This window comes from Luteimonas sp. A611 (genome assembly GCF_054072715.1).
Genome location: NZ_JBSVRP010000002.1, coordinates 385,139 through 404,637, shown reverse-complemented (window position 1 = coordinate 404,637; position 19,499 = coordinate 385,139). Strand labels below are relative to the sequence as shown.

Annotated in this window: 18 protein-coding genes and 1 tRNA gene; 9 read left to right on the top strand and 10 right to left on the bottom strand. The window is 70.0% G+C overall.

What is annotated here, in order from left to right:
* Positions 1 to 29: 29 nt before the first annotated feature.
* The 5 genes from dxs to ACW5EG_RS12115 all read right to left on the bottom strand — a co-directional run bounded on the left by dxs (position 30) and on the right by ACW5EG_RS12115 (position 6,359).
* Positions 30 to 1,934 (bottom strand): 1-deoxy-D-xylulose-5-phosphate synthase, encoded by a 1,905-nt coding sequence (gene dxs, locus ACW5EG_RS12135; protein WP_457021613.1) that lies wholly within the window; start codon positions 1,932 to 1,934, stop codon positions 30 to 32.
* A gap of 52 nt (positions 1,935 to 1,986) precedes the next feature.
* Positions 1,987 to 3,078, bottom strand: a complete 1,092-nt coding sequence (locus ACW5EG_RS12130; protein WP_457021611.1) for a hypothetical protein — start codon at positions 3,076 to 3,078, stop codon at positions 1,987 to 1,989.
* A gap of 180 nt (positions 3,079 to 3,258) precedes the next feature.
* A complete protein-coding gene (locus ACW5EG_RS12125; RefSeq protein WP_457018726.1) occupies positions 3,259 to 3,933 on the bottom strand; it encodes an HNH endonuclease in 675 nt (224 codons plus the stop codon).
* Positions 3,934 to 4,057: 124 nt separating this feature from the next.
* On the bottom strand, positions 4,058 to 5,848 hold the full coding sequence (locus tag ACW5EG_RS12120; protein ID WP_457021609.1) for an acyl-CoA dehydrogenase C-terminal domain-containing protein: 1,791 nt from the start codon (positions 5,846 to 5,848) through the stop codon (positions 4,058 to 4,060).
* Positions 5,849 to 5,879: 31 nt separating this feature from the next.
* The gene (locus tag ACW5EG_RS12115; RefSeq protein ID WP_457021607.1) at positions 5,880 to 6,359 is read right to left on the bottom strand and encodes an NDR1/HIN1-like protein; all 480 of its coding nucleotides are present in this window, start codon (positions 6,357 to 6,359) and stop codon (positions 5,880 to 5,882) included.
* Positions 6,360 to 6,529: 170 nt separating this feature from the next.
* On the opposite strand from ACW5EG_RS12115, the gene ACW5EG_RS12110 reads away from it, so the two are divergent.
* Both ACW5EG_RS12110 and ACW5EG_RS12105 read left to right on the top strand, forming a co-directional pair.
* Positions 6,530 to 6,605, top strand: a tRNA-Phe gene (locus tag ACW5EG_RS12110).
* A gap of 246 nt (positions 6,606 to 6,851) precedes the next feature.
* Positions 6,852 to 7,073: a hypothetical protein gene (locus tag ACW5EG_RS12105; RefSeq protein ID WP_457018729.1), complete on the top strand. Its 222-nt coding sequence runs from the start codon at positions 6,852 to 6,854 to the stop codon at positions 7,071 to 7,073.
* A 25-nt stretch (positions 7,074 to 7,098) separates the two neighbouring features.
* Here the strand turns inward: ACW5EG_RS12105 and ACW5EG_RS12100 are convergent, their stop codons facing one another.
* Positions 7,099 to 8,490, bottom strand: coding sequence for an FAD/NAD(P)-binding protein (locus tag ACW5EG_RS12100; RefSeq protein WP_457021605.1), 1,392 nt, complete (start codon positions 8,488 to 8,490; stop codon positions 7,099 to 7,101).
* 159 nt (positions 8,491 to 8,649) lie between these two features.
* On the opposite strand from ACW5EG_RS12100, the gene ACW5EG_RS12095 reads away from it, so the two are divergent.
* The gene (locus tag ACW5EG_RS12095) at positions 8,650 to 9,111 is read left to right on the top strand and encodes a DUF6491 family protein (RefSeq protein ID WP_457021603.1); all 462 of its coding nucleotides are present in this window, start codon (positions 8,650 to 8,652) and stop codon (positions 9,109 to 9,111) included.
* 331 nt (positions 9,112 to 9,442) lie between these two features.
* Here ACW5EG_RS12095 and ACW5EG_RS12090 read toward each other — a convergent pair whose 3' ends face one another.
* The 4 genes from ACW5EG_RS12090 to ftsY form a co-directional block, all read right to left on the bottom strand.
* Complete coding sequence (locus tag ACW5EG_RS12090; protein ID WP_457021601.1) at positions 9,443 to 9,721, bottom strand: oxidative damage protection protein; 279 nt, start codon at positions 9,719 to 9,721, stop codon at positions 9,443 to 9,445.
* 119 nt (positions 9,722 to 9,840) lie between these two features.
* Positions 9,841 to 10,929 (bottom strand): A/G-specific adenine glycosylase, encoded by a 1,089-nt coding sequence (gene mutY, locus ACW5EG_RS12085; protein WP_457021599.1) that lies wholly within the window; start codon positions 10,927 to 10,929, stop codon positions 9,841 to 9,843.
* Positions 10,926 to 12,212, bottom strand: coding sequence for a hypothetical protein (locus ACW5EG_RS12080; RefSeq protein WP_457018734.1), 1,287 nt, complete (start codon positions 12,210 to 12,212; stop codon positions 10,926 to 10,928). Before ACW5EG_RS12080 ends, mutY begins: the two co-directional genes overlap by 4 nt.
* The gene (gene ftsY, locus ACW5EG_RS12075) at positions 12,209 to 13,612 is read right to left on the bottom strand and encodes a signal recognition particle-docking protein FtsY (RefSeq protein WP_457018735.1); all 1,404 of its coding nucleotides are present in this window, start codon (positions 13,610 to 13,612) and stop codon (positions 12,209 to 12,211) included. Before ftsY ends, ACW5EG_RS12080 begins: the two co-directional genes overlap by 4 nt.
* A gap of 152 nt (positions 13,613 to 13,764) precedes the next feature.
* On the opposite strand from ftsY, the gene ACW5EG_RS12070 reads away from it, so the two are divergent.
* The 6 genes from ACW5EG_RS12070 (at position 13,765) to ggt (ending at position 19,482) form a co-directional block, all read left to right on the top strand.
* Entirely contained in the window at positions 13,765 to 15,570 is a 1,806-nt protein-coding gene (locus ACW5EG_RS12070) for a DUF885 domain-containing protein (protein ID WP_457021597.1), read from the top strand.
* Positions 15,567 to 16,127, top strand: a complete 561-nt coding sequence (gene rsmD / locus ACW5EG_RS12065; RefSeq protein ID WP_457021595.1) for a 16S rRNA (guanine(966)-N(2))-methyltransferase RsmD — start codon at positions 15,567 to 15,569, stop codon at positions 16,125 to 16,127. The genes ACW5EG_RS12070 and rsmD overlap by 4 nt, the downstream gene beginning before the upstream one ends.
* A gap of 66 nt (positions 16,128 to 16,193) precedes the next feature.
* Complete coding sequence (gene coaD / locus ACW5EG_RS12060; RefSeq protein ID WP_457018738.1) at positions 16,194 to 16,697, top strand: pantetheine-phosphate adenylyltransferase; 504 nt, start codon at positions 16,194 to 16,196, stop codon at positions 16,695 to 16,697.
* A gap of 34 nt (positions 16,698 to 16,731) precedes the next feature.
* Complete coding sequence (locus ACW5EG_RS12055; RefSeq protein ID WP_457018739.1) at positions 16,732 to 17,217, top strand: hypothetical protein; 486 nt, start codon at positions 16,732 to 16,734, stop codon at positions 17,215 to 17,217.
* A gap of 250 nt (positions 17,218 to 17,467) precedes the next feature.
* Positions 17,468 to 17,749, top strand: coding sequence for a YfhL family 4Fe-4S dicluster ferredoxin (locus ACW5EG_RS12050; RefSeq protein WP_457018740.1), 282 nt, complete (start codon positions 17,468 to 17,470; stop codon positions 17,747 to 17,749).
* Positions 17,746 to 19,482, top strand: a complete 1,737-nt coding sequence (gene ggt / locus ACW5EG_RS12045) for a gamma-glutamyltransferase (protein WP_457018741.1) — start codon at positions 17,746 to 17,748, stop codon at positions 19,480 to 19,482. Before ACW5EG_RS12050 ends, ggt begins: the two co-directional genes overlap by 4 nt.
* Positions 19,483 to 19,499: the final 17 nt, after the last annotated feature.

Here is a 19,499-nt window from a genome sequence, read left to right as displayed (position 1 = left end):
CGCGGTCGGCGCCCCTTGTTTGTCGTGCCTCAGCCGGTCGCCGCGTTGCGCGCAGGTTCGCCCAGCGCGGGCCAGCGGCGCAGCACGGCGGTGCGGATGCCGGCTTCGTCCAGCCCGGCCTCGGCCAGCAGGTCCTCGCGGCTGGCGTGGTGCTGGAACGCGTCGGGCAGGCCCAGCTGCAGCACCGGCAGGGTGATGCCCTCGGCCTGCAGCAGCTCGAGCACGCCCGAGCCGGCGCCGCCCATCACCACGTTGTCCTCGAGCGTGACGAAGCCCGCATGGGTCTTCGCCAGCTCCACCAGCAGCGCGCGGTCGAGCGGCTTGATGAAGCGCATGTTGACCACGGTCAGGCCCAGTTCGGCGGCCACAGCGTCGGCCGCGGGCACCAGCGCGCCGAAGGCGAGCAGGGCGACGTGCGCGCCGCGGCGGCGCAGATCGGCCTTGCCGATTGGCAGGGTGTCCAGGGCCTCGCCGACGGCGATCCCGGGGCCGGTGCCGCGCGGGTAGCGCACCGCCGCCGGGCCTTCGTGGCGGAAGCCGGTCGACAGCATCTGCCGGCATTCACGTTCGTCGGCCGGCGCCATCACCACCATGTTGGGCACGCAGCGCAGGTAGCTCAGGTCGAGGTTGCCGGCGTGGGTCGCGCCATCGGGGCCGACCACGCCGCCGCGATCGATCGCGAACAGCACGTCGAGCTTCTGGATCGCCACGTCGTGCACCAGCTGGTCGTAGCCACGCTGCAGGAAGGTCGAGTAGATCGCGACCACGGGCTTGGCACCCTCGCAGGCCATGCCGGCCGCCAGCGTCACCGCGTGCTGCTCGGCGATGGCGACGTCGAAGTAGCGATCGGGGTACTCCTTCGAGAAGCGCACCAGACCCGAGCCCTCGCGCATCGCCGGGGTGATGCCCAGCAGGCGCTCGTCGTCGGCGGCCATGTCGCACAGCCAGTCGCTGAAAACGTCGGTATACGTCGGCTTCTTCGCGCCACCCTTGGCCACCACGCCGGTGGTCGGGTCGAATGGCGAAACCGCGTGGTAGCCGATCTGGTCGCCTTCGGCCAGTTCGTAGCCCTTGCCCTTGGTGGTGATGACGTGCAGCAGCTGCGGGCCTTTCATGCCCTTGAGCGTCTTCAGCGCGCCGACCAGCGCCTTCACGTCGTGGCCGTCGATCGGGCCGGTGTAGTGGAAGCCCATTTCCTCGAACAGCGTGGACGGCACGAACATGCCCTTCCAGTGCTCTTCCCAGCGGCGCACGAACTTCGCCGGCGGCTTGTTCTTGTCGCCCAGCAGCTTCTTGCCGCCTTCGCGCAGCGCGTTGAGGGTGCGGCTGCCGGTCATGCGGCCGAGCATGCGGGTCATGCCGCCGACCGCCTCGCTGATCGACATGCGGTTGTCGTTGAGGATCACCAGGATGTCCGGTTCCGGGTCCATGCCGCCGGCATGGTTGAGCGCCTCGTAGGCCATGCCGGCGGTCATCGCGCCGTCGCCGATCACCGCCACCACCTTGCGCTCGTTGCCGGCGCGGGCGTTGGCGATCGCCATGCCCAGCGCAGCCGAGATCGAGGTGCTGGAGTGGCCGACGCCGAAGGTGTCGTAACCGCTTTCCTCGCGCTTGGGGAACGGCGCCACGCCGCCGGCCTGCTTGACGGTGTGGATGCTGTCGCGGCGGCCGGTCAGGATCTTGTGCGGATAGCACTGGTGGCCGACGTCCCAGACGATGCGGTCCTCGGGCGTGTCGTAGATCCAGTGCAGGGCGGTGGTCAGTTCGACCACGCCCAGGCCCGCGCCGAAGTGGCCGCCGGACTTGCCGACGGATTCGATCAGGTAGTTGCGCAGCTCGTCGGCGACGGCGGGCAGTTCCGCCTCGTCGAATGCGCGCAGTTCGGCGGGATTGCCGACGCGCGCGAGGCGCGGATAGCGCTTGGAATCGATCATCTGCACATTGTAATCCTGCACCGCCTGCGCGACGTGCAGGCGCTGCGACGGGTCAGCGACCGCGCAGGCGGCCCAGCAGCCCGCCAGAGCGCGCCTGCGGCACGGGTTCGGGCGCCGCCTCGGCGACCGCCTCGGCCGCGCCCGTGGCGAGGTTGGCGTTCACGAAGTCGACGATTTCCTCCAGCGCGATGTCGCTGGTTGCGGCAATTTCGGCCAGCGTGGCCGGCGCCTTCATCATCGCGGTGGCGATGCGGAAATGGCGCGGAAACTCGCGTTCGGTCTGCGGCCAGCGGTTGAGCCGGTACTTGGCGCCCGGATCATGGCCGGGCAGCAGGCTGCCCTGGCCGCTGGCCAGCGCCCCCACCCAGACCAGGCGCGCCAGCGGCTGCGGCGGGCCGGCAGCGGCCGCCTCGCGCTCGAAGGTCGCCGCGTCCACGACTTCCAGCGCGGCCTCGGACACCTCGCCTTCGAAGTAGGGCATCAGCGGCTTGAGGGCGGCCGGCCCGTGATAGGTGCGTGCGCCGGCATCGATCAGCAGGGTGGGGCCGCTGGGTCGACGATAACGACGCAGGCCGGCAAGCTCGCCTGACGTGAGCCGCACGAACAGGGTGGCGCCCTGCGGGGGCTGGGTCGCGGGCTCTGCGGATGCCGGAGCAGGCTCGGCGACGGGCTGCGTGTCGATGGGCTCGGGTGCCGGAGACGGGATCGGTCCGGCGGCTTCGGGCATTGCTGTGGGCTGGGCGGGCGGCGCGTCCGCGGCTCCAGCCGGTGCGGCTTCCGCAGCTGCAGGCAGCGCGGCATCCACGACATCCACGACATCCGGCCCGGGCTTCGCTTCGGCTTCGCCGGCGACCTCCTGCAGCAGCGCGGCGATCGAGTCGGCGCTGAACGGGCGGCTGAGTCGGAAGTCGGTCTGCGCGCGCGTGGCCGAGGTCAGGCCGACCACGCGCTTGCCCGACGCGTGCAGGCGCAGCCAGCTCATCGGACCGTACATGCTGTCCATGTCGACCACGATGTGGTCGGCCTGGGTTTCGGGGAGCAACTGCCAACGGCCGCCGAGGCGCTGGTTGGCTTCGATGAAGGCCGCCTTGAGTGCGGTTTCGGTTGCAGGGTCCATCCCGGCCAGGCCGATGGTCAGGGACATTGCGCGGATTCATTACGGATGATCCCGCGAGTGTAGCCGACCGGAGCGCGGGTGCGCCCGGGCGGCGGTCGAGCTGCGATGCGGCAGCTTGCGAAGGCTGCAGGCCGCGATGGCCGCCGGGAGGCGGCCCGGGGGCCGTGGCGAGCTGCGGGCAGGCTGCCCGGTGGCCCGCGAGATCCCCTACTGGCGCGGCCGTCGCCGCTTGGGCAGGTGCGAGCGCAGGAAGGCCATCTGGTCGGCAAGGATGTTGCGGTTGGACAGGATCAGGTGCTCGATCCAGCTCGGCCGGTAGGGCACGGCCAGCAGCGGCATCGAGGCCTGCTGCGGGGTGCGCCCGCCCTTGCGCGAATTGCAGTGGAAGCAGGCACAGACCACGTTTTCCCAGGTGTCGCGGCCGCCGCGCGAGAGCGGCACCACGTGGTCGCGGGTGAGCAGCTGGCGGCTGTGGCCCTTGCCGCAGTACATGCACAGGTGCTGGTCGCGCGCGAACAGCGAGGCGTTGGTGAGCGCGGGCGTCGGGTCGAGCGCCTGCGGGCGCACCGTGCTGCGCGCGGCGATGATCGGATGCAGCTCGAGCGTGCTGCGCATGCCGGTGAGGCGGCTGGTGCCGCCGCGCACGTTGAGGCAGGGGTCGCCGAGGGTCCAGGCGACCGCACCGCGCGCATACAGGCAGGCTGCGTCCTGCCAGCTGATCCAGTTCAACGCGCGGCCGTGGGCGTCGAGCGAAAGCAGCCGCACCGAATCGAGGCGGTGCGGCAGTGCATGCGGGACCGGAAATCGAGGGGCGACGACGCCTTCCGGAATCCCAGGGATTCCGGGGGGAATCTCGCGAAGCTGCGCTCTGTCAGACTCCATCGGACGCCGAGCATAACGCCATTCGATGACGATTGCGCGACCGGCGGCGGTGCCCGCAGCCGGCCACTGCGGGGGCGATCAGGCGTATCGACACGACGTGCAGCGCGACGCGGGCGCACCAGCCTCAGGCGTCGAACGCAGCCTCGTCCAGCGACAGCAGCGGCGCCGGGCCGCTGTCGATCGCCGCCTTGTGCGCCAGCGTGCGCGGCAGCAGGCGCGCGTAATAGAAGCGCGCGGTCTCGCGCTTGGCATCATTGAAGGCCTGCGGCTGCGACGAGGCATCGGCCGCGGCCACGCTGCGCGCCCACCAGTAGGCCAGCGCCACGTAGCCCGAATAGAACAGGTAGTCGTATGCCGCCGCGCCGATCTCTTCCGGATCCGCCGCCGCACGCTTGGCGATCGCAATGGTCAGCGCCTGCCACTCCTGCGCCTTCTCCATCAGCGGGCCGATGAACTCGGCCATCGCCGGGTTGCCAACCTGCTGCTCGCAGAACACCTGCACCATGCCCAGGAACGCCTTCAGCCCCGCGCCCTGCAGCTGCATGGTCTTGCGGCCCATCAGGTCCAGCGCCTGGATGCCGGTGGTGCCCTCGTAGAGCGTGGTGATGCGCGCATCGCGCGCCAGCTGCTCCATGCCGTGCTCGGCGATGTAGCCGTGGCCGCCGAAGCACTGCAGCGCGTGGTAGGTGCACTCCACGCCCCATTCGGTCAGGCAGCCCTTGACGATCGGGGTGAGGAAACCGAGTAGTTCGTCGGCCGCCTTGCGCTCATCCTCGCTGGCCGCGTGTGCGGCCAGGTCGACCTGCAGGCCTGCGTGGTAGGCCAGTGCGCGGCCGCCCTCCACCAGCGCCTTGCAGGTGAGCAGCATCCGCCGCACGTCCGGCTGCACGATGATCGGATCGGCCGGGCGCTCGGGGAACTTCGCGCCCGACAGCGCGCGCGACTGCAATCGTTCGCGCGAATAGCGCAGCGCGTTCTGCATGGCGCGTTCGGCCAGGCCCAGGCCCTGGATGCCCACGCCCAGGCGCGCGGTATTCATCATGGTGAACATCGCCATCAGGCCGCGGTGCGGCTGGCCGACCAGCCAGCCTTCCGCGCCGTCGAAGTTCATCACGCAGGTGGCCGAGCCATGGATGCCCATCTTGTGCTCGACCGCGCCGCAGCGCACCGCGTTGCGCTCGCCCACGCTGCCTTCGCGGTCGACCCTGAGCTTGGGTACGACGAACAGCGAGATGCCCTTGCTGCCGGCCGGTGCGTCCGGCAGCCGCGCCAGCACCAGGTGGATGATGTTGGGAGTGAGGTCGTGCTCGCCGGCGGTGATGAAGATCTTGGTGCCGGTGAGCGAGTACGCGCCGTCCGCCGCGGGTTCGGCGCGGGTCTTGAGCAGCCCCAGGTCGGTGCCGCAGTGCGGCTCGGTCAGGCACATGGTGCCGGTCCACTCGCCGGTGACGAGCTTCTCCAGGAACACCTTCTGCAGCCATTCCTCGCCGTGGTGCTGCAGCGCGCTGGCGGCGCCGTGCGAGAGCAGCGGGAAGTTGCCCCAGGCCAGGTTGGCCGAGTTGATCATCTCCTCCAGCGGCATGCCGGCCACGTGCGGCATACCCATGCCGCCGAACTCGGCCGGCGCCGACAGGCCGCTCCAGCCGCCCTCGGTGAACTGGCGGTAGGCCTCGGCAAAACCGGGCGCAGTGGTGACGCTGCCGCTGTCCTTGTCGTAGACCACGCCGTGCTCGTCGCCGGCCTTGTTCAACGGCGCCAGCACCGTGCCGGCAAAGCGCGCGGCCTCGTCGAGCATGGGATCGATGATGTCGCGCCCGGTGTCTGCGAAGCCAAGGCGGGCGAAGCCGGACTCGACGTCCAGCAGGTCGAACAGGGTGAAGCGCATGTCGCGCAGCGGCGCGGAATAGGTGCTCATCGGAATGCTCGCAGGTCAAGTAGCGGTGCGGTCAGCGCAGTACGCCCGGCAGGCCGGGCACCGGGCTCAACCGGCTGTCGCGCTTGACCTCGTAGTCGCGGACCTTGCCGCGGTCGGTGGGCGCGGCGTCGATGGTGCCTTCGAGCCGGTACTGCACCCCGCGGCCGTCGGCCAGCCTGCCGGCCAGCAGCAGGCGCGCATCGGCGGACGGAGCGAAGGCCACGGTGATCACGTCGGCCGATTCCGGCCCGATGGTCAGCGCCGGCTGCGCGGCCAGGGTGCCGGCCGCCTGCTCGTCGACGGTGAAGGCCAGCGACACCGCCTCGAAGCGCATCGGGATGCTGCTGTAGTTCTGCAGCCGCAGCTCGATCGACCAGCCACCGTCGGCCCCGACCGTCAGCTGCTGCAGGCTGGCCGTCGGCTCCGACACCCGCCGCGGCACGCCGCGGCTCGAGCACGCCACCAGGGACACCACCAGCAGCAACGCCAGCACACGCCATCCAAGCTTCATCGCAACCCCACGCGTCGTCACGGATGCCGCGAGGATACTACGACGTACGGTAGAGGTTGGTCGGGCGGCGCGGGGCGCCTGAATCCCTGGCGGACCAGGTTCCCCTGCTTGCCCGACGGACCGGCCGCCCGTATCATGCGCGGCTCGCACGGCCCAGCGCCGGAGCGCGTGGCCGGGTAGCTCAGTTGGTAGAGCAGGGGATTGAAAATCCCCGTGTCGGGGGTTCGACTCCCTCCCCGGCCACCATTGCAGAGAGAAGAAGAGACCGCCTCAGGGCGGTTTTTTTCTGCCTCCCTCGGTTCTCCGAGTCTGAACTGTGTAGGACTTTTCCTACACCTCGTCGCGTTAGCCGCTGACTGTGCTTCCCCGTGCCGCGGCGCAAGCTTGTCTCCGCCCCGGCAGCGACCATCGGAGAATGGCGCTGCAGGGACGCGGGTCCGGCCGGAGAATGCCGAACCAGCCGGGGCACCTTTCTTTCGAAGGTGCCGGAACATGATTCGTGAACTGATCGAGATCGAGGCCTCCGCGGGAGGCTGGCGGGTGCGCAGCCAGGGCGTGGCCGAGGCCGAGGCGCTGTACCGGCCGACCAAGCTGCAGGCGATCGAGGAGGCGCACACGATGGCCTCGCGCCGCTATGTGGAAACCGGTCATCCGACGGCGGTGCTGGTGCCGATGGGTGGCGGTACGTCGGTGGTCATCGCCACCTGCGGTTGACTGAAGCCCCTGCGGGCTGCGGGCCTCAGTTGCGGGACTGCGCACCGGTCGTGAGGATATCCGAGGCGATCTGTTGCGCCTGTTCGCGCAGCTCAGGGATGGCGATGCTCTCCCACAGGTCACCGATGCGCAGGGCGCCCAGGACGTACAGGCCCGGGTCGGGCCGGCCGCTGCGGTTGTAGACGTGGCCGATGTCGCTGCTGGCCACGCCCAGCCCCTGCGGCCCGGGCAGGACCAGGCCGCGTCCGCGCAGCGCCTGCAGCAGGGTGCCGGGGCGCAGGTCGATGTTGGTCTCCACGCCGGTGGCGTTGATGATCCAGTCGGCGCGCAACATGTGTTCGCGCAGGCCATGGCGCGGGCGGAAATGCACGTGGCTGCCGCTGGCGGGGTCCGCCGTGATTGCCTGCAGTCGGCCGGCCCTGCTCTGGAGCTGGCCGCTGGTGCGCAGCGCGTCCAGGGTCGCGGCTACCTCCGGCGCGATGCGGTGGCGGTGGATGTCCCAGTAGCGCACGGCGTGACGCAGGAAGCGGCGACGCTGTGCGTCGTCGAGCGATTGCCACAGCGCCTGGCCATGGTGGCGCAGCCGGTCAAAGCTCCATTGCCAGGGTTCGCCGGTCGCAACCGCCGCCTCGATCCGGCTGCGCAGCACGCGCCAGCGATCGCGAACGCCGAGCGGCAGCAGGTCATCGACGCTCGTGCCGTGCTGCGGGCCGGTCGGCGCATGCGGCAACGGCATCAGGCCATGCCGCGAGAGCACGTGGATCGGTCCGCGGTGTCCGGCCGCGGCGAGGCTGAGCGTGGCATCGACCATGCTCAGGCCCGAGCCGAGGATGCAGACCGCGTCGTCGGGGTCGATGCGCTGCACCGCGTCGTAGTCCCAGGCTTCGGCCAGGCGCATCCCGGGATGCTGCAGGTATCCGGGCAGGGGCCGGGACGCGTTGCCGATGGCGAGCACCACGTGGCGCGCGAGTGCGCTGCCGCCGTCGGCCAGGTGCACGCGGAAGCCTTCGTCCAGGCGCTCGATATCGACCGCTCGCTCGCGCAGGTGCGTGGGCGCGCGCTGCGCGGGCAGGGTTTCGAGCGTATGCCGCAGGTAGCGTCCGTAGTCGCGACGGCGGGCGAAGCTGTCGCGCAATCCGTCTTCGCCGATGGCCGCATCCTGGGCGAGGAAGCGGACGAAGTGGTCCGGCTGCCCGGCGATCGCGCTCATGCGCGACGCGACCACGTTGAGCAGGTGCTCGGCGCGCCCGGTGGCGTAGGCCGCGCCCCGCGCAAGCTGCGCATCTGGTTCGATGATCGCGACCGTCTCCGCGCAGCGGTCATCCATCAACAGCCCGATTGCGACGAGGACGCCCGCGGCACCGCCGCCGACGATCAACGTGCCGAAGCGGGGTTCATCGGCGGAAGCAGGTGTCATGCGGACTGTGCGATGGGCTCATGCGGGCATTGTGGCATCCGGTCCGCGCGGCGGCGATGCCGAGCGGGTCCTGAACTTCCGGATCCAGGCAAGGCCTGCCGCAGTCGCCACGGGCGCATCATGAGGTCGAATCACGAGCTGCGGCCTGAGGAGGCGACGATGGATACGAAGAAGCTGAAGCTGATGACGATCGCCGCGTCGGCGGCGCTGCTGGCGCTGGCTGCGTGTGCTTCCAGTGCCGGGCTGGATGCGGCAGGAAAGCGTGCGCTTTACCAGGCGCATGCCGGCGAGCCGGTGCCGAGTTTCCGCTTCTTCGGAAGCATCAACGGCTGGACGCCATTGGGCGACAGCGAACTGGTGGTGTGGACCAGGCCCGCCGAAGCGTGGCTGCTGGCGCTGCAGGGCCCATGCCCGGACCTGGAGTTTGCGCCGGCGATCGGGTTGACCAGCCAGATGAATCGCGTGCATGCGAGCTTCGACAAGGTCATCGCACGGGGCGCAGGTTCGATGCGAATGCCGTGCCACATCCGGGAGATCCGTCCGCTGGATGTCAAGGCGCTGCGTGCGTCGGAGAAGGAGTTGCGCGAAGCGCAGGTGCAGGAGCGCGAAAGCGGATCCTGAGGCGCACGTCGCTGTCGCGCGACGCGGGTTCGGCGCATGGGGTGCGAAGCTGGACGAGCGTCATTCCAAGGCAAGCATGGGATTCATGTTGCTCCTGGCGACGCTGCGGCTGTGAAAATGGATCCCCGGCTTTCGCCGGGATGACGGTGATTGGCGTTCGCTGGGGCGACGGTGGTTTGCGTCGCCGGGATGGCCGTTGCTGGTGTTGCAGCGCCTCACCTTGACCGTCATTCCAGCGAACGCTGAAAGCGATTTTCAACAGCCCGCAGGGCTGGTCATCCATGGTGCTCCTCGGCAGCCGGCGGCCGTCGAAAAGCAGCGCGACAGCCGCTCAGTGCGCTCCGTCTTCCGGCACGTAGCCTGCGGGCTTGTCCGCGCCGCCGGCGAACAGGAACTTCTGCATCTCTTCCTCGAGGAAGGCGCGATGCTTGGGGTCGAGCGGCGAGAGGCGGTTCTCGTTGATCAGCATGGTCTGGTGCGCTAGCCACGTCGCCCAGGCGGACTTGCCGATGTTGGCGAACACGCGCTTGCCCAGTTCGCCCGGCCAGGGCACGAAGTCCATGCCCTCGGTATCACGTTGTTCGTAGCTGCAGAAAACGGTGCGGGCCATGCTGTGCACTCCGGTAGATGCCAGCCCCTATTGTAGGAGCGGCTTCAGCCGCGGGGCGTTCATGTGAATAGATGCGTGGCGAGGGCTGCGGCCGTGCCGATCGGCGGCTGAAGCCGCTCCTACGGAGGCAAGGTTGATTCGAGGAGGGTGCGGATGGGGGCGGGGATGCCGAGGGATGGGAGTTCATCGCGGCTGACCCAGCGCAGGTCGAGGTTGTCCTGCACCGACGCGCGCAGCATGACCCCGCGCCATGTGATCGGCTGCAGCGTGAGGCGGAAATGGGTAAAGCCGTGCGCGATCGGGTCGAGCGCTTCGCCGCTGTCGAAACCATCACGGACGTGGCGTTCGAACCACGTGCGTGCGGCGCCCGCCTCCGGGTGATCGGGCAATGACCAGAGAGCGGCCCAGATGCCGGTCGGCGGGCGACGCTGCATCAGCACACGGCCTTCGGGATCGCGAATGAGCAGCACCAGCGTTTGCCGTTCGGGCAGCGGCTTGCCAGGCCTGGGCGTGGGCAGGTCGTCGACGCGGCCCTGTTGCAGCGCCACGCAGTCGTGCTGCAGCGGGCACAGCATGCAGGCCGGATCGTGGCGCGTGCACAGCGTCGCGCCGAAATCCATCTGCGCCTGGGTGTAGTCGGCCATGCGGCCTTCGGGCACGCCGGGAACATGCAACGTGGCGATGGTCCAGAGCCGTTTCTCGACCGCGGGAAGCCCCGGCCAACCCCCGACGCCGTGCACGCGGCACAACACGCGCTTGACGTTGCCGTCGAGGATCGCAAAGGGCTCGCCCCATGCCTGCGACAGGATCGCGCCCGCGGTGCTGCGGCCGATGCCGGGCAGGGCGAGCAGGGCATCGAAGTCGCGCGGCAGCTCGCCGCCATGCAGCCCGACGCAGCGCTGCGCGGCAGCATGCAGGTTGCGCGCGCGGGCGTAGTAGCCCAGGCCCGACCACAGTGCGAGTACCTCGTCGAGCGTGGCTGCGGCAAGCGCGCGCACGTCCGGCAGCGCAGCGACGAAGCGCTCGAAATAGGGCACGACCACGCGCACTTGGGTCTGCTGCAGCATGATCTCCGACAGCCACACCCGATACGGCGTGCGTGGATGCTGCCAGGGCAGGTCGTGGCGACCGGAGACGTCGAACCACTGCAGCAGGCGCTCGGCGTAACGGTCAATGGCCGGCTCGTCGCTGATGGCGGCGCGGCTCATGGTGTTGACGCCCCGACGTCTTCGAACTCGATGCTGACGCCTTCAAGCCTCGCGCCCGAGATCTCCATCGCGTCGGCTTCAAGCCTCCCGTTGAGCGGCGGCAGCAGGCTGCCCCGATCCATGTCCGATGCCCAGGCCACCAGCCCGGGCACGTCGAGTTGGCCGTCGAAGCGCAGGTCGTCGCGCTCCACGCGCAGCGCAAGCGGCGCGCTGAAATCGACAGGACCCAGATAGCTGGTGGACAGCGCCAGCGGCTGCTCCGAGGCGCCCAGCGGCGGCGGCAGCGCCGGCCAGTCGGCGGGCCACTGCGCGATGCGTCCGTCGAGCTGCACCAGCAGCTGGCGACCCAGTGCCAGCCGTCCGCGTGCATCCAGCTCCGGCACCAGCCCGCCGCCGCGCAGCGCAACGCCGGCCGGCAGCAGGGTCCAGGCGCCGTCATGCGCGCGCAGCGGCCCCTGCAGGCCCAGGGAAAAAGGAATGCTCGTGTCGCCCGAAATGAAGTGTCCGCCCGCGCCGAACCTGGCCGGCAGCAGCGCCAGTGCTCCATCCCAGTGCAGGGCGCCCGACAGCGTCACCTGCGCGGGCAGCCGCCAGCCTGCGCGTGCGGGTGTGACCGCGCCGACGACCGCGAAGCCGCGCCCGCTCGCCGGGCGCTGCAGCGTCGCCGCAAGATCGAAGGGCGCACGCATCGACGCATCCACGTAGCGGCCTGAAGCGCGTGCGCGCACCGGTGTGTCGTCGCGCAGCTGCGGCAGGCCGAGGGCGAAGGCTTCGATCCGCCAGCCGCCACCTTCGACACGGCCGTTGCGCACCTGCAGCCCGCGCGTGAGCGTGGGCACGCGGCCATCGCCCGGCGGGCGCGTGGCCAGCCAGTGCTGCAGCGCCGCCACATCGAGCACCGGCGCATCCAGCTCGACGCGCACCAGCTCCAGCGGATCGCCAAGTCCGCGGATCGTGCGCCACGGCAGGGAGACCAGCAGTCGCCGTGCCTGCAGCAGTGGACGCTCCGCACCGGGCTCACGCACGACCAGGTCGCGCACCACGAAACTCGGCTGGCGCCCCAGCCGCGTGGCCGCATCGCCTGCGGCGCTGATCTCCAGTCCCATCGACGCGCCGACGCGGGCCAGCACCAGCGGCACGATCCGCTCCGGCGGCAGCGCGATCCAGACAACCAGCGACAGCAGGACCAGCAGCGCAAGCGCCGCCGCGCACAGCAGCAGGAGGATCCGTCGCCAGCGCCGGCGCGCCTGCGGCGGCCTGGCCTGGCGCGGGGTCGCGCTCACCCGAGCGTTTCGGGCAGCAGCGCGTCGACGAAAGCTTCGGCGTCGAACACGCGCAGGTCCTCGGGGCGCTCGCCGATGCCGGCGAAGCGGATCGGGATGCCGAACTCGCGCGCCAGCGCGAACACCACGCCGCCCTTGGCGGTGCCGTCGAGCTTGGTGACCACCAGGCCGGTGACGTTGACCGCGGCATGGAACTGGCGCAGCTGCGACAGCGCGTTCTGGCCGGTGGTGCCATCGATCACCATCAGCACCTCGTGCGGCGCGGTCGGGTCGATCTTGCCCAGCACGCGGCGGATCTTGCTCAGCTCGGCCATCAGCCCCTGCTGGGTATGCAGGCGCCCGGCGGTGTCGGCGATCAGCACTTCGCTGCCGCGCGACTTCGCCGCCTGCAGCGCATCAAACGCAACCGAGGCCGGGTCGGCGTCCTGGCCCTGCGCGATCACGGCCACGCCGTTGCGATGGCCCCAGGCCTGCAGCTGCGCAACGGCGGCGGCGCGGAACGTGTCGCCGGCGGCCAGCATCAGCGAACGCCCTTCATCCTTGAAGCGACGCGCCAGCTTGCCGATGGTGGTGGTCTTGCCGACGCCGTTGACGCCAACGGTGAGGATCACGAACGGCCTGGCCGCCCGGTCGATCAGCAGCGGTTTGGCGACCGGCTGCAGCATGGCGATCAGGTCCGCGCGCAGCGCGGCCAGCATGGCCCTGGCGTCGGCGAACTCACGGGCCTTCATCCGCTTGCGCAACTGTTCGACCAGTTGCGTGGTGGCGGTGACGCCGACGTCGGCGGTGAGCAGCGCGGTCTCGATCTCGTCGAGCAGGTCGTCATCGAGCTTCGGGTTGCGCGAGAACAGGCCGCCGACGCTGCGCGCGAATACGCTGCCGCGCAGGCGATCGCGCCAGCCGGTCTTGCCCGGGGCCGCGGGCGGCGTCGTAGGGGCGGGTTCAGCAAGCGGCGTCGAATCGGCGGTAGGGGGCTGGCCGGATGCTGCAGATGCAATGGGAACCGCAGCTGCGGGAGACGCGGGCGCGACCGGCGCAGCTTGCGTTGCCGGCGGCGGCTCCGGTGCGGGCGGCAGCGGAGACGGCGCCCGCAGTTCCGCGGGTGCCGGAGACGGCAATGCCGCTTCGCTTTCCTGCGAGGGCACGGCGATGGAAGGTTGCGTCGAGGGTTTGCCCGTTGGCTCCGGCGTGCTCGGCGGTTCCTGCGCGGGAGGCGGCGGCTGTAGTGGCGCGGACTGCTGCTCCGACTCCACAGGCGCTGCAACGGCGCCGGCATCCGGAAACGCGGCCGCCAGTTCCTCGATGCTGTAGCGGCTCTTGCGCTCGCCCGGGCCGGTCCCGCTACGGTCGTCGTCAGCAGTCTCGTGGTCTGGCTTCTTGCGGCCGAACAGTCGGATCATCGGGCGGGTGCGGACCGGTCGGGGGGCGGTCCCAAAGGCCGGCCATGCTACCACCGGGCGCGGGGCCACCCGTGACTGCAGGCCCTTGGCATCCGTGTCCGGATCGGGTTCCATCGACTCCCCGTTGAAGCTGTCCGTCGCAGGAGTCCGCAATGCCGCAATCCCCCCGTTTCCGCCTGCCGGCAGGCGCGCTGATGCTGGCGCTGTCGCTTGCGCCGGGCCAGGCAGTGCTCGCGCAGCCGCAGCTGGTGGAGCCGCAGGCAGCCCCGGCAGCGGCCGATCCGGCCTCCGCCAGCCAGGCGGACCAGGCACTGCGCGCGCTGTACACGCAGGAGTGGGAATGGCGCCAGCGGGAGTTCGAGCGCGAGAAGATCGACGGCCGCTGGCAGGCGTCGGGCCGCATGCCGTCGATCGCCGCGGAAGACTGGGAGCGTCGCGCCGGCTACTGGAAACAGGTGCTCGAAGCGCTCGACGTGATTGCGCCCGATGCGCTGTCGCCGCAGGAGCGTGTCAACGCAGCGGTGTTCCGCAGCATGATCGAGGCCGACCACAACTCGGCCGCCTGGCGCACCTGGGAGGCGCCCTTCAACAGCGACTCCTTCTTCTGGGGCTATCTGGTCCCGCGCCAGCCCTATGCGCGCGAGGCGGAATGGGAGCGCCTGTTCGGGCGCCTGCGCGACCTGCCGCGCCACTTCGACCAGCACATGGCCAACATGGAGCTGGGCCTGGCGCGCGGCTGGAGCGTGCCGCGCGTCAGCATCGAGGGCCGCGACCGCACCATCGAGCCCTATACCCGCACCGATGCGGGAAACCCTTTCATCGCCTCGATCGAGGCGATGCCGGCCTCGATCCCGGAGCCGCGCCGCAGCGAGCTGCAGGCCGAGGGGCGCAGGCTTGTGCTCGAACACGTGGTGCCCTCGTACACGAAGCTGCTGTCCTTCATCCGCGAGGACTACATGCCGCGCGCGCGCACCACGATCGCGGCCAGCGACCTGCCCGACGGCCGTGCCTTCTACCGCACCCAGCTGCGCGAATACGTCACCCGCGACATGGAGCCGCGGGAGATCCACGAGATCGGGCTGGAGGAGGTGGCGCGGATCTCGGCGGAAATGCGCGAGGTGATGGCGCGCGCTGGCTTCCAGGGCAGCTTCGAGGAGTTCCTGCAGTACCTGCGTACCGATCCGAAGTTCTATGCGCGCACCCCGCGCGAGCTGCTGGCCGCCGCGTCGTACATCGCCAAGAAGGTCGATGGCCAGCTCAAGTACGCGTTCAACACGCTGCCGCGCTACCGCTTCACGATCCTGCCGGTGCCCGACGACATCGCGCCGATCTACACTTCCGGCCGCGGCGGCCTGGATGCGTGCCTGTTCAACACCTACGACCTGGCCTCGCGCCCGCTGTACAACCTGCCGGCGCTGGTGGTCCACGAATGCGCGCCAGGGCACAGCTTCCAGGCGGCGCTTGCACTGGAGGCGCCGGCGCGGCCGGAGTTCCGCCAACAGATCTACTTTTCCGGCTATGGCGAGGGCTGGGGCCTGTACACCGAATGGCTGGGCACACAGATGGGCATCTACGAGACGCCCTACGAGGAGTTCGGCCGGCTGACCTTCGAGATGTGGCGCGCCGCGCGCCTGGTGATCGATACCGGCATCCACGAGTACGGCTGGAGCCGCCAGCAGGCAGTCGACTACCTCGCCAGCCACACCGCACTGGCGCGGCACGACGTGGAAACCGAGGTCGACCGCTACATCTCTTGGCCGGGACAGGCGCTGGCCTATTACCTGGGCTACCGCACCATCCTCGACCTGCGCGCGGAGGCCGAGCGTGAGCTGGGTGACCGCTTCGACCAGCGCCCCTTCCACGACACCGTGCTCAACCTCGGGTCGGTGCCGCTGCCGGTGCTGGAAGAGGAGGTGCGCGCATTCATCGCCGCGCAGAAGGCGGCGCCTGCGCCATGAGCCGTGCGCCCGGCAGCGTGCGCATCATCGGCGGCCGCTGGCGCGGCACGCGCCTGCCGGTGGCGGACGCGACCGGGCTGCGTCCGACCCCGGACCGCACCCGCGAGACGTTGTTCAACTGGCTGCAGCCGGTGCTGCCGGGCGCGCGCGTGCTGGACCTGTTCGCAGGCAGCGGCGCGCTGGGGTTGGAGGCGGTTTCGCGAGGCGCGCGCGAGGCGCTGCTGGTTGAGCGCGATGCGCGCCAGTGCGAATCGCTGCGCGCGGTGACGGCCAGGCTGGAAGACGGGCAGGCGGCGACGATCCTGCAGGCCGACGCGCTGGCCTTCCTGCGCGCGCCGCTGCATGGCCGCTTCGACGTGCTGTTCGTCGATCCACCGTTTGCAGCAGACCTCTGGGAACCGGTATTCGCGCAGCTCGATCCGTGGCTGGCCGACGAGGCCTGGCTCTACGTCGAGGCGCCGCTGCAGCGCAGCATCGAACCCGGTACGGGCTGGCGGCCGCACCGCGAAGGCACGACCCGCGAGACCCGCCACGCACTGTACCGGCGCATCGGCTGAACGGCGCCGGGCCGCGCTGCTACACTGGCCGCGACTCCGGACAGCGACTGCGCAACCGCCAAGATCATGAGCCCGGCCCGTACCCGCACCGCGGTCTATCCCGGTACCTTCGACCCGATCACCAACGGCCACATCGACCTTGTCGACCGTGCCGCGCCGCTGTGGCAGCGGCTCGTGGTGGGCGTGGCCGCAAGCCCGTCGAAGAAGCCGACGCTGTCGCTGGAGCTGCGCGTGCGGCTCGCGCGCGAAGCCCTGGCACACCACACCAACGTGGAGGTGCAGGGCTTCGACTCGCTGCTTGCGCATTTCGTGCGCGAGGTGGGCGGCGGCATCCTGCTGCGCGGCCTGCGCGCGGTGTCGGACTTCGAGTACGAATTCCAGATGGCGAGCATGAACCGCCACCTGATTCCCGAAGTGGAAACCTTGTTCCTCACCCCGGCCGAGCAGCACGGTTTCATTTCATCGTCGCTGGTGCGCGAGATCTCGCGCCTGGGCGGCGACGTGTCCGGCTTCGTGCCGGCGGCCGTGGCCGAGGCGCTGCAGGCCGAGTGGCAGCGCGCCGCGGATTGATATCCATCCCCACACCTCACCCGGAGTACCCGAGATGAAACTGTTGAACAGCATTGCGCTGGCCGCGTGCCTGCTGCTGCCGCTCGCGGCATGCAACAAGGAAGAGGCCGCGCCAGTCGAGCGCGCGCCGCTCGCCTCGCCGACCACCGACGACAAGGCCGCCTGGCAGGACTACCTGAACGACCAGATCCCGCGTCACATGGAGGGCATCACCGCCCAGCCCTACGTGTACCGCGTGCCGGCCAACGACAACCCGAATGATCCGGAGGAGTACAACCGGCTCCTGGAGAAGGCCACGATGGACGTCGGCCGCGGCATCGTGAAGGGCAACATCCTCGCCTACGCCGGCCTCAACCCGACCAAGACCGCCGACCTGATCGTGTCCGCGTTCGAGACCGTGAACCCGAACACCATGAAGGAAGTGCGCGTGGTCTACATCGGCGACAGCGCCAACAACGACCGCGTCCGTGCCGCCGTCGAGCCTGCCGGCGTGGAATACGTCTTCGTCGAATCCAAGTGACCATCCGGCCGCGCCCGCGCAAGCGGGTGCGGCTGCCGGATGGTCTTCCTTCCACCCGCTGCGCGGGTTCGGAATGGGGGCACCCGTGTAGGAGCGGCTTCAGCCGCGATCGCGCGACCCGATGCGTCGCGCCACCTCATGTGGTGATCGCGGCTGAGGCCGCTCCTGCAAACAGCCTGGGGTCAGTGGCGGCCCGCGCCATTCCGCCGGTGGAACGGACCGTTGGCGGTGCAGGGCATACAATGCGGGCATGGCCCTGAAGATCAACGAGCTCTGCGTCAACTGCGACGTCTGCGAGCCGGCCTGCCCGAACAGCGCGATCACCCAGGGCGAAACCGTCTACGTGATCCATCCGGACCTGTGCACCGAATGCGTCGGCCACTTCGACGAGCCGCAGTGCGTGATGGTGTGCCCGGTCGAATGCATCGACCCCGATCCCGAGCATCCCGAAAGCGAGCCGCAGCTGCTGGCCAAGCTGCTGCGCCTGCAGGGCGGGCAATCCCAGGCCAATGCGCCGGAGGAGAATCCTTGAACACCCTGTTCCGCACGGTCCTGCTGCTGGCCTTCCTGGCTGGCTCCTCCGCACTCGCGCGCGAGACGAAGCCGGCGCATCCGCCGGGCGCGGCGATCGCCTCGGCGCATGCACTGGCCACCAACGCCGGTTTCGAAACCCTGCGCGCCGGCGGCAACGCCTTCGATGCGGCGATCACGGTGTCCGCGGTGCTGTCGGTGGTCGAGCCGATCTCCTCGGGGCTGGGCGGTGGCGGCTTCTTCCTGCTGCACGATGCGAAGACCGGTCGCGACGTCTTCGTCGACGCGCGCGAGACCGCGCCAGCCTCGGCGACCCCGGAGCGCTACCTCACGCCCGATGGCGAGTTGGATCGCGACCGCGCGATCAACGGTCCCTGGTCTGCGGGCATTCCGGGGCTGCCGGCGGCGTTCGTGCACCTCGCGGAAAAGTACGGGGAGCTGCCACTGGCGACCTCGCTGGCGCCGGCGATCCGCGTCGCGCGCGACGGCTTTCCAGTCTACGAACGCTTCGCCCGCGGCTACCAGCAGCGGCGCGAGGTGATGGAGCGTTACTCCGGCACGCGCGCGGTGTTCCTCGCCGGCGGCGCTGCGCCGGAGCAAGGCGACGTGTTCCGCCAGCCCGACCTGGCGCGCACGCTGCAGCTGCTTGCCGAGCACGGTTTCGACGGCTTCTATCGTGGCGAGGTCGGAAAAAAGCTCGTCGCCGGCGTCAACGCCGAGGGCGGACAGTGGAGCGCCGACGAACTGGCCGCGTACACGATCAAGGAGCGCGAGCCGATCCGCTTCCGCTACCGCGACTGGGACATCGTCACCGCGCCACCGCCGTCGTCCGGCGGCATCGCGCTGGCGCAGATGCTGCAGATCCTGGAGGGATGGGACCTCCAACAGCTCGACGAGGCCGCGCGCACGCACCTGGTGGTCGAGTCGATGCGTCGCGCCTTCCGCGACCGCACCTTCTACCTGGGCGATCCGGATTTCGTGCAGGTGCCGCAGCGCCTGCTGACCAGCAGCGACTACGCCGCCGGCCTGCGCGCGACGATCAATCCAGCGCGGGCCACGCCCAGCGACATGCTGTCGGGCGAGCAGACGCCGCTGGAGGACGAGGAAACCACGCACTTCTCCATCATCGACGGCGCCGGCAACCGCGTCGCGGTCACGCAGACGGTGAACCTGCTGTTCGGCTCGGGCCTGGTGCCGCCCGGCACCGGCGTGCTGCTCAACAACGAGATGGACGACTTCGCGCTCAAGCCCGGCACGCCCAACGCGTTCGGGGTGATGGGTTACGACGCCAACGCGCCCGCACCGGGCAAGCGCATGCTCAGCTCGATGACGCCGACCTTCATGCAATCGGGCGAGCGCGTGGTCGCGCTTGGCACGCCCGGCGGCAGCCGCATCATCACCATGGTGCTGCTGGGCATCCTCGGCTACGACGCCGGGCTCGATGCGCAGGCCGTCGCCGCGCTGCCGCGCTACCACCACCAGTGGATGCCGGACGTGATCGGCGCAGAGAGCGGCGCATTCACGCCGCAGGTGGCACAGGCGCTGCGCGCGCTCGGCCATACGCTCAGGCTGCCCGGCGACGAGGCCGAAGGTGGCCGCGGCTCCAGCCATGTCTGGGGCAACCTGCAGACGGTGGAATGGAACCTGCGCGACAACACCCTGCACGGCGGCAGCGACCCACGCAATCCGGTGGGCAAGGCGGCGGTTGAAACGGCGGTTGTCACGGAGCGCTGAGGCAGGATCCAACCCGG

Excerpts from the sequence above, each read along its gene's own strand:
- dxs (WP_457021613.1), bottom strand. The coding sequence starts at position 1,934 with ATGATCGATTCCAAGCGCTATCCGCGCCTCGCGCGCGTCGGCAATCCC.
- ACW5EG_RS12130 (WP_457021611.1), bottom strand. The coding sequence starts at position 3,078 with ATGTCCCTGACCATCGGCCTGGCCGGGATGGACCCTGCAACCGAAACC.
- ACW5EG_RS12125 (WP_457018726.1), bottom strand. The coding sequence starts at position 3,933 with ATGGAGTCTGACAGAGCGCAGCTTCGCGAGATTCCCCCCGGAATCCCT.
- ACW5EG_RS12120 (WP_457021609.1), bottom strand. The coding sequence starts at position 5,848 with ATGAGCACCTATTCCGCGCCGCTGCGCGACATGCGCTTCACCCTGTTC.
- ACW5EG_RS12115 (WP_457021607.1), bottom strand. The coding sequence starts at position 6,359 with ATGAAGCTTGGATGGCGTGTGCTGGCGTTGCTGCTGGTGGTGTCCCTG.
- ACW5EG_RS12105 (WP_457018729.1), top strand. The coding sequence starts at position 6,852 with ATGATTCGTGAACTGATCGAGATCGAGGCCTCCGCGGGAGGCTGGCGG.
- ACW5EG_RS12100 (WP_457021605.1), bottom strand. The coding sequence starts at position 8,490 with ATGACACCTGCTTCCGCCGATGAACCCCGCTTCGGCACGTTGATCGTC.
- ACW5EG_RS12095 (WP_457021603.1), top strand. The coding sequence starts at position 8,650 with ATGGATACGAAGAAGCTGAAGCTGATGACGATCGCCGCGTCGGCGGCG.
- ACW5EG_RS12090 (WP_457021601.1), bottom strand. The coding sequence starts at position 9,721 with ATGGCCCGCACCGTTTTCTGCAGCTACGAACAACGTGATACCGAGGGC.
- mutY (WP_457021599.1), bottom strand. The coding sequence starts at position 10,929 with ATGAGCCGCGCCGCCATCAGCGACGAGCCGGCCATTGACCGTTACGCC.
- ftsY (WP_457018735.1), bottom strand. The coding sequence starts at position 13,612 with ATGATCCGACTGTTCGGCCGCAAGAAGCCAGACCACGAGACTGCTGAC.
- ACW5EG_RS12070 (WP_457021597.1), top strand. The coding sequence starts at position 13,765 with ATGCCGCAATCCCCCCGTTTCCGCCTGCCGGCAGGCGCGCTGATGCTG.
- rsmD (WP_457021595.1), top strand. The coding sequence starts at position 15,567 with ATGAGCCGTGCGCCCGGCAGCGTGCGCATCATCGGCGGCCGCTGGCGC.
- coaD (WP_457018738.1), top strand. The coding sequence starts at position 16,194 with ATGAGCCCGGCCCGTACCCGCACCGCGGTCTATCCCGGTACCTTCGAC.
- ACW5EG_RS12055 (WP_457018739.1), top strand. The coding sequence starts at position 16,732 with ATGAAACTGTTGAACAGCATTGCGCTGGCCGCGTGCCTGCTGCTGCCG.
- ACW5EG_RS12050 (WP_457018740.1), top strand. The coding sequence starts at position 17,468 with ATGGCCCTGAAGATCAACGAGCTCTGCGTCAACTGCGACGTCTGCGAG.